This is a genomic window from Halorhodospira halophila SL1 (assembly GCF_000015585.1).
Taxonomy (GTDB): domain Bacteria; phylum Pseudomonadota; class Gammaproteobacteria; order Nitrococcales; family Halorhodospiraceae; genus Halorhodospira; species Halorhodospira halophila.
Map to the genome: position 1 here is coordinate 1,327,373 of NC_008789.1, position 13,910 is coordinate 1,341,282.

Genomic DNA, 13,910 nt, shown 5'->3' on the forward strand with positions numbered 1-13,910 from the left:
GCCATGCCGTGGGTCATCCTCGATCGGGATGGGGTTATCAACCACGACTCCGACGCCTTCATCCGCAGCCCGCAGGAGTGGGTGCCCATCCCGGGCAGCATCGAGGCCATGGCCCGGCTGACCCGGGCCGGCTGGCGGGTGGCCATCGCCACCAACCAGTCGGGGCTGGCTCGGGGATTGTTCAACGCAGAGACGCTGGCGGCGATTCACGACAAGCTGGAGCGGACCGTCGCCGCCCGGGGCGGACGCATCGACGCGCTCGCCTATTGTCCCCACGGCCCGGACGACGGCTGCACCTGCCGCAAGCCAGCTCCGGGGCTCTACCGAGAGCTGGCCGATCGTCTCGGCGAACCGTTGCAGGGGGTCCCGGTGATCGGCGACTCGGCCCGGGACTTGGAGGCCGCCGCGGCGGTGGGGGCGCGGCCGGTGCTGGTGCGCACTGGTAAGGGCGAGGGTACGCTCGCCCGTGCGGGCCTACCTCCGGGGACGGAGGTCCACGCTGATCTAGCGGCGGCTGTGGCAGCGCTACTCGAGGAGGGAGAAGGGGCATGAAGGTCAAGGGCGGTACCCCGCGCGAATGGGTTGGCAGCGCACTGCACCTGGGGCTCATGGCCCTGACGGCACCGCTGTGGGCAATACTGGGCATGCTGACCTACCCGCTGGGCTACCGACTCCGCTATCGCTTTCTGACCGCCTGGGGACGGCTGGTGATCGAGTCGGCGCGCTGGCTTTGCGGGCTCGACTACCGGGTCCACGGCCTGGAGAACCGCCCCGACCACGCCGCCGTCGTTATGGCCAAGCACCAGTCGGCTTGGGAGACGCTAGCGCTGCTCCAGTGGTTCTCGCCGCAGACGTGGGTGCTCAAGGAGTCGCTGATGCGCATCCCCTTCTTCGGCTGGGGGCTGCGGCTGCTTGAGCCCATCGCCATCGACCGCAAGGCGCGGGGGACCGCACGGCAACAAGTGATCGAACAGGGGACCGACCGCCTGCAACGGGGCCGCTGGGTCGTGGTCTTTCCAGAGGGGACGCGCGTGCCCCCGGGACAGAAGGGCCGCTACCGTAGCGGCGGGGCACAGCTGGCGATCCGCGCCGGTGTCCCGGTGGTGCCCGTCGCCCACAATGCCGGTCGCTTCTGGGGCCGGAACAGCCCGTTGCGGCGGGCTGGACAGATCCAGGTCCATGTCGGCCCGCCGGTCGCCACCGAGGGCCGCAGCGCGGAGGAGGTGACCACGGAGGTCGAGGCGTGGATCGAGGCGCGGATGGCGGAGCTGGAGAGCCGCCCAGCGGCCCGGTAACCGGCGGCGGCCCCTCCGGAGCGACCGCCGGTCCGGAGGGGCATCGGGATCAGACGTCGAGGTTGGAGACCGCCAGCGCGTTGCGCTCGATGAAATCGCGCCGCGGCTCGACATGATCCCCCATCAGCGTGGTGAAGATCTCGTCGGCGGCCACCGCATCGTCGATGGTCACCCGCAGGAGCCGGCGGGTCTCCGGGTTCATGGTGGTCTCCCAAAGCTGATCCGGATTCATCTCACCCAGACCCTTGTAGCGCTGGATGGTCTGCCCGCGCTTGGCCTCCTCCATCAGCCATTCCACCGCCTCGCGCAGGCTGGTAACCGGCCGACGGCGTTCGCCGCGAACCACCTCGGCCCCTTCGTGGAGGAGGCCGTCCAGCAGCGAGGCCAGGGCCTTCAGGGTGTCGTACTCCGCCGACAGGAAGAACTGCGGATTGAAGCGGTACTCCTGATCCAGACCGTGGCGACGCCGGGTCACGATGGCCTCCTGGAAGCCCCCATCCGGGCCGCGCTGGACCGTCACCCGATAGCGCATGCTGGCATCCGTGGCGGCTTCGACCTGCTGCACCAGTTGATCGAACCACGCCTGCATGGCCTGGGCGTCGGTGATGTCGTCCTCGGTACGCGGCGCCAGCGTGGTCATCTGCTCGAGGATCGCCGAGTCCCAGCGCCGCGAGACATGCTCGATGAGCTCCATGGCCTCGTAGTAGCGGCGTGCCAGCCGACCGAGAGCCTCGCCGCTGATCGGAGGTGCGCCCCCGCCAGGGTGCAAGGCTGAGCCGTCCAGGGCGAGCTCCAGGAGATACTCGGTCAGCTCGCGTTCATCCTTGACGTAGTGTTCCTGTTTGCCGCGCTTGATCTTGTAGAGCGGTGGCTGGGCGATATAAACGTTGCCGCGCTCGACCAGCTCGCGCATCTGCCGGTAGAAGAAGGTCAGGAGCAGGGTGCGGATGTGGGAGCCGTCCACATCGGCGTCGGTCATGATGATGATCCGGTGGTAGCGGAGCTTGTCCGGATCGAAGTCGTCACGGCCGATGCCGCAGCCGAGCGCGGTGATGAGGGTGCCGACCTCCGCCGAGGAGAGCATCTTGTCGAATCGCGCCTTCTCGACGTTGAGGATCTTGCCCTTGAGCGGGAGGATCGCCTGGGTACGGCGATCGCGCCCCTGCTTGGCAGAACCGCCGGCGGAGTCGCCCTCGACCAGGTAGATCTCCGACTTAGCCGGATCGCGCTCCTGACAGTCGGCCAGCTTGCCCGGTAGGCCGGCGATATCCAGCGCGTCCTTGCGCCGGGTCATCTCCCGGGCCTTGCGCGCGGCCTCGCGGGCCCGGCTGGCCTGGATGACGCGCTCGGCGATGGCGCGGGCCTCCGGCGGGTGTTCTGCAAGGAATGTCTGCAGCGACTCGGAGAGGAGCGACTCGACGATGCCCTTGACCTCGGAGGAGACGAGCTTGTCTTTGGTCTGCGAGGAGAACTTGGGATCCGGGGCCTTGACCGAGACCACAGCGGTCAGCCCCTCGCGCACGTCCTCGCCGCTGGGCGTCGACTTGAGCTTCTTGAGATACCCCTCGGCCTCGAGATAGCCATTGACCGTGCGGGTGAGGGCGCCGCGGAACCCGGCCAGGTGAGTGCCGCCGTCACGCTGCGGGATGTTGTTGGTGAAACAGAAGATATTCTCCTGGTAGGAGTCGTTCCACTGCATGGCCACATCCACGCCGACCCCATCCCGCCAGGCGGTGACATAGAACACCGTCGGGTGAAGCGGAGTCTTGTTGCGGTTGAGGTGTTCAACGAAGGCGCGGATCCCGCCGGTGTACTCGAAGACATCCTCTTTCTCGGTGCGTTCGTCCTTGAGGACGACGCGCACCCCCGGATTGAGGAAGGAGAGCTCGCGGAAGCGCTTGGCGAGGATATCGTAGTTGTACTGGACCTCGGTAAAGATCGCCTCGGACGGCTTGAAGGTGATGCGCGTCCCGGTCTGTTCGGTCTCGCCGACAACCTTGAGCGAGGTGACCGGCGCGCCATCGGCGTACTCCTGAACGTGGACCTTGCCCTCGCGCTCGATGACCAGGCGCAAGCGCTCAGAGAGCGCGTTGACGACGGAGACACCGACCCCGTGCAGACCACCGGAGACCTTGTAACTGTTGTCATCGAACTTCCCGCCGGCGTGCAGCACGGTCATGATCACCTGCGCAGCGGGGACGCCCTCCTCGGCGTGGATGTCCACTGGTATACCGCGGCCGTTGTCGGTCACGGTGACGGAGTGATCGGCGTGGAGGGTGACGGTGATCTCGGAGCAGTGGCCGGCCAGCGCCTCGTCGATGGAGTTATCGAGGACCTCGAAGACCATGTGGTGGAGGCCGGTACCGTCGTCCGTATCGCCGATGTACATGCCCGGGCGCTTGCGGACGGCGTCGAGGCCACGCAGCACCTGAATGCTTTCCGAGTCGTACTGCGGCGTAATCTCCGTCGTCATCGATGATTCAGCCTCTACAAGGGTACGTCTGGACCGAAGTGCCGGTCGTAAAAGGCCATTATACCATCGCTGACACCCTCCCTTCGCATACCTGATACCACTGTCCCGGGGGCAGATCGGTCGGCAGCGCAGCGCCGTCGATAGCGGTCAGAAAGACCTGGGTGGGATCACCGGTCACCGTATCCAGCACGGTGTGCAGGTGCGCCGGATCCAGCTCGGCGGGGAGATCGTCGATCAGCAGCACCGGGGTCAGCCCCTGGCGGGACCAGAGCTTCACCTCGGCGATCAGCAGGGCCACCACCAGTAGCTTCTGCTGACCCCGCGAGAGGGCATCGGCAGCGGGGATGCGATCCCGGCTGAGGATCAGATCGGCCCGGTGGGGGCCGCGGTGGGTGAACCCGGCAGTGCGGTCGCGCTCGAGCTGCTCATCGAGGACCCGTTCCCACGGCAATTCGGCGGCAGCCCCCCGGTAGTAACGCAGTTCCAGGCTCTCCAGGCCCAGCCACTGCCGGGCGAATTCGCTCCAGATGGGACGCAGGGCCTCAATGAACCGCTGGCGGGCAACGTCCACGGCGGCGGCACAACGGATGAGGACCGGGGTCCAGGCCTGTTCGCTGCGCCGGTCGCCGACCCGAAGGGCGGCGTTGCGCTGGCGCAGGGCGTGCTGATAACGCTGGGCCAGTTCGCGGTAGTCCGGTTCCAGGTGGAACGTCCCCCAGTCGAGGAACTGGCGGCGCACCCGGGGACCGTCAAGGAGCAGCCGCTGGTGCTCGGTGTTCATCAGCTGAACCGGAAGCCGAGCGGCCAGGGCCGAGCGGGTATGGGCATCGGCACCGTTCAGCCGCAGTCGCGTGTGGCCGGGGGTACGGGCGGCACCGAGGCGGTCGTGGCCGCGCACGGCGACCACGCGGGCCTCCTCGGCCCCCCAGCCGATGAGACGGTCGTTCTGCCGGGTGCGGAATGAACGGACCCGAGAGAGGAAGTAGATCGCCTCGAGCAGACTGGTCTTTCCCGCGCCATTCGGCCCGGTCACCACGTTGAGGTGGGGATGGGGCCGCAGTTGGGTATCGGCCAGGTTCCGGAAGCCGTGGACCTCCAGGCGTTCCATTCGGTTCAGAGGCGCATCGGCATAACGACGTAGCGCGCATTGTCGGACCCCTCGGCACGGATCAGGCCGCTGCTGCTGGCGTCGGTCAGGGTCACTTGGACGCGCTCGGTATCCAGGGCACCGAGGGCATCGAGGAGGTAGTTGGCGTTGAAGCCGAGTTCCACGGCCTCGCCACCGTACTCGATGCCCAGCTCCTCCTCGGCCTCCTCCTGTTCCGGGTTGTGGGAGCCGATCCGCAGGGTGTCACCCTCCACGGCGAAGCGGATGCCCCGATATTTCTCGTTGGAGAGGATGGCCACCCGGGTCAGGGCCTGGCGCAGGTACTGGCGATCGATCAGGACGTGTTTGTCGCCATCCTGGGGGATAACCCGATTGTAATCGGGGAATACGCCGTCGATCAGCTTGGACGTCAGACGGACGGACTGCAGCGTGACCCGGACGTGGTTGGTACCGAACTCGAGGGTGGCAGGCTCATCGGCATCGTCGAGCAGGCGAAGCAACTCCTGGACGCCCTTGCGCGGGACGATGACTTGGCGGGGTTGGGCCACTTGGACCGGGCTGTCACTCTCGGCGAGGGCGAGGCGGTGGCCATCGGTGGCCACGGCGCGAGCGCCGCTCCCGGTGAGTTCTAGCAACAGGCCGTTGAGGTAGTAACGGACGTCGTGCTGCGCCATGGAAAAGTGCGTCCGCTCGATGAGTCGGCGGAGTTCGCCGCGCGGGATCTCGACGGCCTCGGTGTCGCCGATGGACTCGACCTCGGGGAATTCATCGGCGGGCAGGGTGGCCAGGGAGAAGCGGCTGCTGGCGGCGCGCAGGGTCGCCCGATCCTGATTGGCTTCGATGCTGATCGACGCACCTTCCGGAAGATTTCGACATATATCCAGCCATTTCCGTGCTGGAAGCGTGATCACACCTTCGTCTTTCGTGTTGGCCTCAAGGTACGCGACGAGTTCCACCTCGAGGTCGGTGGCGGTGAGTTGCAGCTGTTGCGATCGGGCTTCGACGCGGATGTTGCCAAGAACCGGCAGGGTCTGGCGGCGTTCCACGACGCCGACGATCGACTGGAGGGCGGCGAGCAGGGGTTCGCGTTGGACCTCGAAGCGCATGTTCGTCCTCGTTGGCTGTAATGACTGCTTAAGGAAAGAGAAAGCTTGTTGTTGTTATTGGCACCGCGTCAAGTTGTGGAAAGTGTTGATAAGACACTGTCTCAAAAGGGAGAAAAGATCCACAACAAACACCAGGGCGGGCGGTGCGGTGTATGTGGAAAACCTGGGGATGGAATTCACCCTTGGATCACTCCGCAGGTTTTCCACAGCTTACGCCGGGCTAAGTGCTCAAGGTTCTCAACAGGTTGTCGTAATCTTCGGCGAGGCGCGCGTCGTCTTCGATCAGCGACTTGATGTTGCGGCAGGCGTGGAGAACCGTGCTGTGGTCGCGCCCGCCGAAGGCGTCGCCGATCTCCGGTAGCGAATGCGAGGTCAGCTCCTTGGCCAGGACCATGGCCATGTGGCGGGGTCGTGTGATGGAACGGCTGCGGCGCTTGGAGAGCAGATCGCCGACGCGGATCTTGTAATAGGCGGCCACGGTCTTTTGGATGTTGTCGATGGTGACCAGCTTGTCCTGCAGGGCCAAGAGATCCCGCAAGGCTTCCTTGGCAAAGTCGACATCAATGGCGCGACCGGTGAACTGGGCGTTGGCGGTGATGCGCCGCAGGGCGCCCTCGAGCTCACGGACGTTGGAGCGTAGACGCTTGGCCACGAAGAAGGCCACCTCGTCGGGTAGGTCGACGCCGTCGCGGATGGCCTTGCTCTTGAGGATGGCAACACGGGTCTCGAGCTCCGGCGGCTCGATGGCCACAGTCAGCCCCCACCCGAAGCGCGATTTAAGGCGCTCCTCCAGACCGTTGACTTCCTTCGGGTAGCGGTCGCAGGTCATGATCACCTGCTGCTCGCTTTCAAGCAGAGCGTTGAAGGTGTGGAAGAACTCCTCCTGCGAGCGCTCCTTGCCGGCAAAGAACTGGATGTCGTCGATGAGCAGCGCGTCCAGGTTGCGGTAGTGGCGCTTGAATTCGTTGATGGCGTTGTGTTGCAGCGCCTTGACCATCTCGGCGACGAAACGCTCGGAGTGGAGGTAAAGCACACGTGCTTCCGGGCGGGCGGTCCGTATGGCGTTGCCCACGGCATGCATCAGGTGGGTCTTGCCCAGTCCGACACCGCCGTAGAGAAATAGTGGGTTGTAGGCACCGCCGGGGTTGTCGGCGACCTGCATGCTGGCTGCGCGGGCCAGCTGGTTCGACTTGCCCTCGACGAAGGAGTCGAAGGTGAACCCGGGATTCAGGTTCGAGTCCACGGGGCGTTGACGGGGCTCGGAGCTGCGCTGCGCTGGGGCGGCGCGCGTGGCGCCGGTGGCGGCCTCGCGCTGGTCGGGCGTCGGGGGCGAGCCGATCTCCAGTTCTACGCGCAGGTGCTCATCGGGGCGGATTTCGGCGAGCAGTTCGCCGATGCGGGCCGAGAAGTTGTCGCGCACCCAGTCGAGGACGAAGCGGTTCGGTGCGTAGAGGCGCAGGGCGTCACCCTCGAGGTGCGCCTGCAGGGGACGAATCCAGGTGTTGAGCTGCTGCTCGGGGATCTCGCGCTCTAATTGCTGAAGGCACGCGCTCCAGAGCGAGTCGTCCATGGTGACGGCTACCTCGTTGTTCCGGGTGGTGGGGCCGGTGAGGCCGGGGATCGTGGACGGCATAGTTTAAAGGGGGGTGGGGTGGTTATCCACAGGTTTTCATCGTTATCCACAGGCCCGGTCATGCGTCGCTGTAGCAATTGACAGGCCCTTGATGGCGAAGTAGATTCGCGGCTCACTGGCCGGAGGACGGCCTCCCGACCCTTTCCCAATCAATGAGTCGTTAACCATGAAGCGCACGTACCAGCCGAGTAATATCAAGCGCAAGCGAACCCACGGGTTTCGTGCCCGGATGGCCACGCGGGGCGGCCGCCTCGTGCTCAAGCGGCGCCGCGCCAAGGGGCGCAAGCGTCTTACGCCGACGGCCTGATCCGGGTCCCGGCTTCCTCTTGTCGGCCGACGAGAGGTTCCCGCGGGGCGCACGGCTGCTGCGGCGGAGGGAATTCGAGGGGGTGCTTCGCGCCCCGGAATGGCGGACAGCCAACCGCTACTTCCGCGTTAGCGCACGGCAGAATCAGTGCGGGCGCCCGCGGCTGGGCCTGGCAGTCCCCAAGCGGGTGCTGCGTCTGGCCATACAGCGGCATCGAGTCAAGCGGATCATCCGCGAGAGTTTCCGGGTCCGGCAGGGCGGCCTGCCGGACCACGATTTTGTCGTCGGGGTGCGCGGGGCCGTCGCGGAGGCGGACAACGCCACCCTATTCAGTGCCCTGGAGGAACTCTGGGCGCACGCGCGGGGGCGGCCATGCGATGGCTCCTGATCGGTGTGATTCGAACCTATCAGTACGCGGTCAGCCCGTTCCTGGGGCCCCGCTGCCGTTTCCTCCCGACCTGTTCTGAATACGCTGCAGAGGCGATCTCCCGGCACGGCCCGTTGCGTGGGGGGTGGCTGGCAGCGAAACGACTGGGCAAATGTCACCCATGGCATCCGGGCGGGCTCGACCCCGTGCCGGAGCGCACCGACCGTACGCGAGAGTAGATCCCCATGGAGAATCAACGCCTCATCCTCCTGATCGCCCTGGCCGGGATCAGTCTGCTGCTGTACTTCGCCTGGGAGCGGGAGCAGATGGACCCTGCGGAGCCGGTGGTTGAAGAGCAGGAGTCGGAAGTCGATCAGGAGGCGCCGGACGCGCCGTCCCGGGCCGAGGAGCCGGACGCTGGGGACCCCATGGCTGAAGGGGTGGTGGACCCGGACGATGAGGATGCCAAGCGGGTCCGCGTGAAGACCGATCTGATCGAGGCGGAGATCAGCACGCAGGGTGGTGACATCCGGCAGCTGGACCTGCTCAAGCATCAGAAGGCCTCGGACGATCCAACGCCCTACCGGCTGCTGCGCGACGAGGGCGAGCCGTTGTTTGTCGCCCAGGCTGGACTCGGTGGCGACGGGCCTGCGCCGGGCCGGGATGCTCGTTACGAGGTGGATCAGGACGAGTTCGAACTGGCCGAGGGCGAGGATACGCTCGAGGTCCCGCTGATCTGGGAGGAAGACGGCGTCAAGGTGCGCAAGGTCTACACCTTCCGTCGCGATAGCTATCTGGTCGACGTGCGCCACGAGGTGGAGAACAACGCCGAGGACGACTGGGCCGGCTTCCAGTACGTGCAGCTGCGGCGGCGCCCGGACCCGGCGGGGACAACCCCGTGGTACATCCACAGCTTCACCGGCGGCTCCCTCTACACGCAGGAGGATCGCTTCAGCCGGATCTCGTTCAGTGACATGGAAGACTCCGATCTGTCGCAGGACGAGCGCGACGGCTGGGCGGCGATGCTCCAGCACTACTTTCTTGGGGTGATGATCCCGGAGCGGGGCGAGACCTACCGGTACTACACCCGGGCCCTGCCGCAGGAGACCTACCTCCTGGGGATGTCGTCGCCCTGGCTGCAGGTGGCGGCCGGGGAGAGTGGTCAGAAGACCAACCATCTGTTCGTTGGCCCCAAGGAGCAGGACCGACTCACGGCGGTGGGGTCGGCGCTGGATGTCGATGACCTGCGGCTGACGGTCGACTACGGGTTCCTGACGATCCTCGCCAACCCCCTGTTCTGGGCGTTGGATCAGATCGAAAACCTGGTGAAGAACTGGGGCGTGGCGATCCTGATCCTCACGCTGCTGATCAAGATCGCCTTCTACAAGCTGTCGGCGATCAGCTATCGCTCGATGGCGAAGATGCGCAAGGTTCAGCCGAAGATGCAGCAGATCCGGGAGCGCTACTCGGATGATCGGCAGCAGATGAATCAGGCGCTGATGGAGCTGTACAAGAAGGAGAAGATCAATCCGCTCGGCGGCTGTCTGCCGATCCTGGTGCAGATCCCGGTGTTCATCGCCCTGTACTGGGTGTTGGTGGAGAGCGTTGAGCTGCGCCATGCACCGTTCATGCTGTGGATCCAGGATCTGTCGAGCCGCGATCCGTACTTCATCCTGCCGCTGCTGATGGGCGCGAGCATGTTGGTGCAGATGAAGCTGAACCCGCCGCCGATGGATCCGATCCAGAAGCGGGTGATGCAGGTGCTGCCCTTCGTGTTCACGGGCTTCTTCATGCTGTTCCCGGCAGGGCTGGTACTCTACTGGCTGACCAACAACATCCTGTCGATCGCACAGCAATGGTACATACTGCGTCAGGTAGAGAAGTCCGACACGGCCTAGAAGACGACGACGCGGATACGATCTGCGCGATGGCGACCCCGTCCGGTCAGGGCGGGGTCGCTGTCGTTCGGGTATCCGGATCGCGGGCCCTGGAGGTCGCCGAAGAGGTGGCGGGACCGTTGCCGGCGCCCCGAGAGGCCGGTTTGCGCCGGTTTCGCGACGCACGCGGGGAGACCCTGGATCACGGCTTGGTGCTGGTGTTTCCGGGGCCGGGGTCTTACACCGGCGAGGACGTGGTTGAGCTGCAGGGGCACGGCAGCCCGGCGGCGGTGACCGCGGTGCTCGAGGCCTTATGCGCAGCTGGGGCGCGGCCAGCCGGCCCTGGAGAGTTTTCCGAGCGGGCGTTCCTGAACGGGCGGTTGGATCTCACGCAGGCCGAGGCGGTGGCCTCGCTGATCGAAGCGGAGACCGACGGCGCGCGCCGCGCAGCGCTACGGGCGCTGTCCGGGGCGTTCGGCCAACGCGTCGATGGGCTGGCGGATCGGATGATCGATCTTCGGGCGCTGATCGAGGCGTTCCTGGATTTTCCTGAGGATGAGGATGTACCGGCGGACCCACCGGAGCTCGCGGCCGAGATCGAGGCGTTGGGCTCGGAGCTGGCGGAGATCCGGCGACGGGCGGCGGCCGGGGTGCGTTTCGGGGAGGGGATCCGGGTGGCGCTCGTCGGCCCGCCGAACGCGGGGAAGTCGAGCCTGCTCAACGTGCTCAGCGGCGAGGAGGCGGCGATCGTTTCGGCACAGGCGGGTACCACGCGGGACGTGGTCCGGCAGTGGGCGGCGCTGGGATCGCGGCACGCCGAGCTCTTGGACACCGCCGGGCTGCGGGATGCGGAGGCCCAGGATGAGATTGAGGCCGAGGGTGCGCGGCGGGCGCGGGCGGCGGCCTCGGAGGCCGATCTGCTGCTCGTGGTCATCGAGGCAGGGAAGACACTGGACGAGGAACTGCGGGCGCGGATTGCGGAGCAGGCGCCGCGTCCGGTGGTGGTGATTGTGAATAAGATTGATGCCAGCGGGGACGAGGCAGGTTGGGAAGGAGAGAGTGAGGTGGGTGCCCATGTCCGGAGGGCGCGGGTGAGTGCGCACACCGGGGCGGGTATCGAGGCGCTTCGGCGCGGGCTGGCGGCGCTGGTGGACCGTGAGGCGGGAGAGGACGCCTGGGCGGCTCGGCATCGACACATCGAGGCGCTGGATCGAGCCGGGGAGGAGCTGGAGGAAGCGCTGGTGGTCGCCCGGCGGGGCGGGCAGGAGGAGCTGGTCGCCGAGGCGCTGCGTCGGGCGCAGACGGCGCTCGGCGAGATCACCGGGCGCGTTAGCCATGAGGCGCTGCTAGGGCGGATCTTCTCCGGCTTCTGTATCGGAAAAGAATAGCTGGACGTGTCAAACTCGGTAATGGGCCGGATCCCGCTACGGCCTTCGGTCACTGCGGACCAGGCCTCGGCAGCGGAGTTCCCGACCGGGGAAACCACCCCCAGTCCAGTTACGACAACGGCTCGATCATCCATACCCTTGTGCCCTTCAAGGCGCGGAATGTATCGGGGCCGATCCACCGGATCGGCCCCGCTGCGCCTTCAGACTGTGGCCCCGGGGGCTTTACCCCTCGAGGTGCTTCTTGATGTAGTCCACGGCCTGCTGGACCGTTGTGATCTTTTCGGCTTCCTCGTCGGGGATCTCGCACTCGAACTCTTCCTCGAGCGCCATCACGAGCTCGACGGTGTCCAGCGAGTCGGCGCCAAGGTCGTCCACGAACGAGGCCTCACCAGTGACCTCTTCCTCTTTGACCCCCAGTTGCTCGACGACGATTTTCTTGACGCGATCTTCGATGCTGCTCATTAAAAGGTCCTCCGAGGTTCTAATTGGCGCAGTCTTCCGGCTGCGGCGCGTATTGTAGGGGAACAGTCCGCTGAGTACCAGAACACCCCTGCGGAATCCTGAACCAAACTCAACCCGTTGTTTGAAAAGTTTTTTTAAGCCATGTACATGCCGCCGTTCACATGCAGCGTCTCGCCAGTGATGTAGCCGGCAGACGGCGATGCCAGGAAGGTGACCGCCGCGGCGATGTCCTCCGGGCTACCGAGCCGCTCGAGCGGCACATTGCCAATCAGCGCCGCCCGCTGATCCTCACTCATGGCGGCAGTCATGTCGGTCTCGATAAAACCGGGGGCCACCGTGTTCACGGTGATGTTACGCGCACCGAGCTCCCTGGCCATCGACTTGGTCAGGCCCATGATGCCGGCCTTGGCGGCAGAATAATTGGCCTGACCAGCGTTGCCCATGGCCCCGACCACCGAGCCGATGTTAATGATGCGCCCGCCGCGAGCCTTCATCATCCCGCGCAGGCACGCCTTGCTCATGCGGTAGACGGAGCTGAGGTTGGTATCGATGATCTGATCCCACTCATCATCCTTCATCCGCATGAGCAGATTGTCGCGGGTGATGCCCGCGTTATTCACCAGGATCGTCGGGGCACCGAAGTCGCGGCCGATGGCGGTCACCACCTCGCCGACTTGCTCCGAGTCGGTGACGTCCAGCGCCATACCGGTGCCCTGGAGCCCGGCTTCGGCAAGGCGCTGGCGAATCGCCTCAGCACCCTGATCGCTGGTTGCGGTTCCGATCACCGTAGCGCCAGCTTGGCCGAGGGCCTCGAGGACGGCGCGGCCGATGCCCCGGCTCGCCCCGGTTACCAGAGCGATCTGGCCCTGCAGGTCGTCTTTGCCGTGCACGCTGCCTCCTTGAAACTGTCCGGGTGGGATTAGCTGCTCGCCGAGAAACGGCGCAGCATGTCGTCAAAGGCCTCGGGCTCGCTAAGCGTGCCCCCCTGAAGGCTGCGGTCAATGCGCCGCGTCAATCCGGTCAGGACCTTGCCAGGCCCACACTCAGCGACGACCTGGACGCCATCGGCGCTCATCTTCTGTACCGTCTCCGTCCAGCGCACGGGACTGGCAAGCTGCTCGACCAGTCGGCGGCGAATGGAGGCGACATCCCGGCTCACCGAGACATCGACATTGTGAATGACCGGCCGGCGCGGCTCGTTGATGACCACCTCTTCCAGGCGCTGCGCCAGGCGCTCAGCGGCCGGGTGCATCAGGCTACAGTGGGACGGTACGCTCACCGGTAGCGGCAGAACGCGCTTGGCGCCCGCCTCCTTCGCAGCGGAACCGGCCCGCTCAACGGCCTCATGGTTCCCCGCAATGACCACCTGTCCCGGAGCATTGAAGTTCACGGGCTGCACCACGGCACCCTGGGCGGCGGTTGCGCAGATCTCGCGAATCCGGTCGTCGTCCAGGCCGATGATCGCCGCCATGGCGCCCTCGCCGGCCGGCACGGCCTCTTGCATGTAGCGGCCACGTTCAGCCACCAGTGCCGCGGCGTCACCCAGCTGCAGCGCCTCGGCGGCGACCAGGGCGCTGTATTCACCCAGGCTATGCCCGGCCAGCACCGCCGGCTCTGCGCCGTCGCGCTCCTGCCAGACACGCCACAGCGCCACACTGGCCACCAGGATGGCCGGCTGGGTGCGATCCGTACGATCGAGCTCTTCGCTGGGACCATTGGCGACGAGGTCCCAGAGGTCGTACCCCAGGGCCTCGGAGGCCTCGCGAAAAGTCGCGCGCACAGTATCGTGATCTTGCCACGGCGCCATCATCCCGACCGCCTGGGAACCCTGGCCGGGAAAGGCCATCGCAAGTTCCGGGGTTTGCTTGCTCATCTCTGCTCCTGCACGGAATCT

The 13,910-nt window shown here is 66.0% G+C and carries 14 protein-coding genes and 1 pseudogene; 7 read left to right on the forward strand and 8 right to left on the reverse strand.

Annotated elements, in window-relative coordinates; all coding sequences use genetic code 11:
- Positions 1-3: 3 nt before the first annotated feature.
- Positions 4-552 (forward strand): D-glycero-beta-D-manno-heptose 1,7-bisphosphate 7-phosphatase, encoded by a 549-nt coding sequence (gmhB, locus tag HHAL_RS06220; protein WP_011814020.1) that lies wholly within the window; start codon positions 4-6, stop codon positions 550-552.
- Positions 549-1,295: a lysophospholipid acyltransferase family protein gene (locus tag HHAL_RS06225; protein ID WP_011814021.1), complete on the forward strand. Its 747-nt coding sequence runs from the start codon at positions 549-551 to the stop codon at positions 1,293-1,295. The genes gmhB and HHAL_RS06225 overlap by 4 nt, the downstream gene beginning before the upstream one ends.
- Before the next feature lie 49 nt (positions 1,296-1,344).
- Here HHAL_RS06225 and gyrB read toward each other — a convergent pair whose 3' ends face one another.
- The 4 genes from gyrB to dnaA form a co-directional block, all read right to left on the reverse strand.
- Positions 1,345-3,768 (reverse strand): DNA topoisomerase (ATP-hydrolyzing) subunit B, encoded by a 2,424-nt coding sequence (gene gyrB, locus HHAL_RS06230; RefSeq protein ID WP_011814022.1) that lies wholly within the window; start codon positions 3,766-3,768, stop codon positions 1,345-1,347.
- Positions 3,769-3,826: 58 nt separating this feature from the next.
- A complete protein-coding gene (gene recF / locus HHAL_RS06235; protein WP_011814023.1) occupies positions 3,827-4,876 on the reverse strand; it encodes a DNA replication/repair protein RecF in 1,050 nt (349 codons plus the stop codon).
- 5 nt (positions 4,877-4,881) lie between these two features.
- Positions 4,882-5,982, reverse strand: coding sequence for a DNA polymerase III subunit beta (gene dnaN, locus HHAL_RS06240; RefSeq protein WP_011814024.1), 1,101 nt, complete (start codon positions 5,980-5,982; stop codon positions 4,882-4,884).
- A gap of 220 nt (positions 5,983-6,202) precedes the next feature.
- A complete protein-coding gene (gene dnaA / locus HHAL_RS06245) occupies positions 6,203-7,552 on the reverse strand; it encodes a chromosomal replication initiator protein DnaA (protein ID WP_011814025.1) in 1,350 nt (449 codons plus the stop codon).
- 229 nt (positions 7,553-7,781) lie between these two features.
- Here dnaA and rpmH point away from each other — a divergent pair, with 229 nt between their 5' ends.
- From rpmH to mnmE, 5 genes are read left to right on the forward strand one after another with little or no spacing between them, the layout of a single operon-like run.
- Positions 7,782-7,922: a 50S ribosomal protein L34 gene (gene rpmH / locus HHAL_RS06250; protein ID WP_011814026.1), complete on the forward strand. Its 141-nt coding sequence runs from the start codon at positions 7,782-7,784 to the stop codon at positions 7,920-7,922.
- A 19-nt stretch (positions 7,923-7,941) separates the two neighbouring features.
- Positions 7,942-8,310 (forward strand): ribonuclease P protein component, encoded by a 369-nt coding sequence (gene rnpA / locus HHAL_RS13455; RefSeq protein WP_011814027.1) that lies wholly within the window; start codon positions 7,942-7,944, stop codon positions 8,308-8,310.
- The gene (yidD, locus tag HHAL_RS12995) at positions 8,295-8,528 is read left to right on the forward strand and encodes a membrane protein insertion efficiency factor YidD (RefSeq protein WP_081432178.1); all 234 of its coding nucleotides are present in this window, start codon (positions 8,295-8,297) and stop codon (positions 8,526-8,528) included. The genes rnpA and yidD overlap by 16 nt, the downstream gene beginning before the upstream one ends.
- A gap of 6 nt (positions 8,529-8,534) precedes the next feature.
- Positions 8,535-10,187, forward strand: coding sequence for a membrane protein insertase YidC (gene yidC, locus HHAL_RS06260; protein WP_011814028.1), 1,653 nt, complete (start codon positions 8,535-8,537; stop codon positions 10,185-10,187).
- Positions 10,145-11,554, forward strand: coding sequence for a tRNA uridine-5-carboxymethylaminomethyl(34) synthesis GTPase MnmE (gene mnmE, locus HHAL_RS06265; protein ID WP_011814029.1), 1,410 nt, complete (start codon positions 10,145-10,147; stop codon positions 11,552-11,554). The genes yidC and mnmE overlap by 43 nt, the downstream gene beginning before the upstream one ends.
- A gap of 53 nt (positions 11,555-11,607) precedes the next feature.
- On the opposite strand, the pseudogene HHAL_RS13570 reads toward mnmE, so the two are convergent.
- The 4 genes and pseudogenes from HHAL_RS13570 to fabD form a co-directional block, all read right to left on the reverse strand.
- A pseudogene (locus HHAL_RS13570) lies at positions 11,608-11,688 on the reverse strand (hypothetical protein); the annotation flags it as partial.
- A gap of 88 nt (positions 11,689-11,776) precedes the next feature.
- Positions 11,777-12,016, reverse strand: a complete 240-nt coding sequence (gene acpP, locus HHAL_RS06270) for an acyl carrier protein (RefSeq protein ID WP_011814030.1) — start codon at positions 12,014-12,016, stop codon at positions 11,777-11,779.
- A 134-nt stretch (positions 12,017-12,150) separates the two neighbouring features.
- Positions 12,151-12,906 carry a 3-oxoacyl-ACP reductase FabG gene (gene fabG, locus HHAL_RS06275; RefSeq protein ID WP_011814031.1) on the reverse strand — a complete coding sequence of 252 codons (756 nt, stop codon included), beginning with the start codon at positions 12,904-12,906 and terminating at the stop codon, positions 12,151-12,153.
- A 29-nt stretch (positions 12,907-12,935) separates the two neighbouring features.
- Positions 12,936-13,889: an ACP S-malonyltransferase gene (gene fabD, locus HHAL_RS06280; RefSeq protein ID WP_011814032.1), complete on the reverse strand. Its 954-nt coding sequence runs from the start codon at positions 13,887-13,889 to the stop codon at positions 12,936-12,938.
- Between the last annotated feature and the right edge of the window lie 21 nt (positions 13,890-13,910).

Coding starts and splice junctions, on each gene's coding strand:
- gmhB (WP_011814020.1), top strand. CDS start 4: ATGCCGTGGGTCATCCTCGATCGGGATGGGGTTATCAACCACGACTCC.
- HHAL_RS06225 (WP_011814021.1), top strand. CDS start 549: ATGAAGGTCAAGGGCGGTACCCCGCGCGAATGGGTTGGCAGCGCACTG.
- gyrB (WP_011814022.1), bottom strand. CDS start 3,768: ATGACGACGGAGATTACGCCGCAGTACGACTCGGAAAGCATTCAGGTG.
- recF (WP_011814023.1), bottom strand. CDS start 4,876: ATGGAACGCCTGGAGGTCCACGGCTTCCGGAACCTGGCCGATACCCAA.
- dnaN (WP_011814024.1), bottom strand. CDS start 5,982: ATGCGCTTCGAGGTCCAACGCGAACCCCTGCTCGCCGCCCTCCAGTCG.
- dnaA (WP_011814025.1), bottom strand. CDS start 7,552: ATGGACGACTCGCTCTGGAGCGCGTGCCTTCAGCAATTAGAGCGCGAG.
- rpmH (WP_011814026.1), top strand. CDS start 7,782: ATGAAGCGCACGTACCAGCCGAGTAATATCAAGCGCAAGCGAACCCAC.
- yidD (WP_081432178.1), top strand. CDS start 8,295: ATGCGATGGCTCCTGATCGGTGTGATTCGAACCTATCAGTACGCGGTC.
- yidC (WP_011814028.1), top strand. CDS start 8,535: ATGGAGAATCAACGCCTCATCCTCCTGATCGCCCTGGCCGGGATCAGT.
- mnmE (WP_011814029.1), top strand. CDS start 10,145: ATGGTACATACTGCGTCAGGTAGAGAAGTCCGACACGGCCTAGAAGAC.
- acpP (WP_011814030.1), bottom strand. CDS start 12,016: ATGAGCAGCATCGAAGATCGCGTCAAGAAAATCGTCGTCGAGCAACTG.
- fabD (WP_011814032.1), bottom strand. CDS start 13,889: ATGAGCAAGCAAACCCCGGAACTTGCGATGGCCTTTCCCGGCCAGGGT.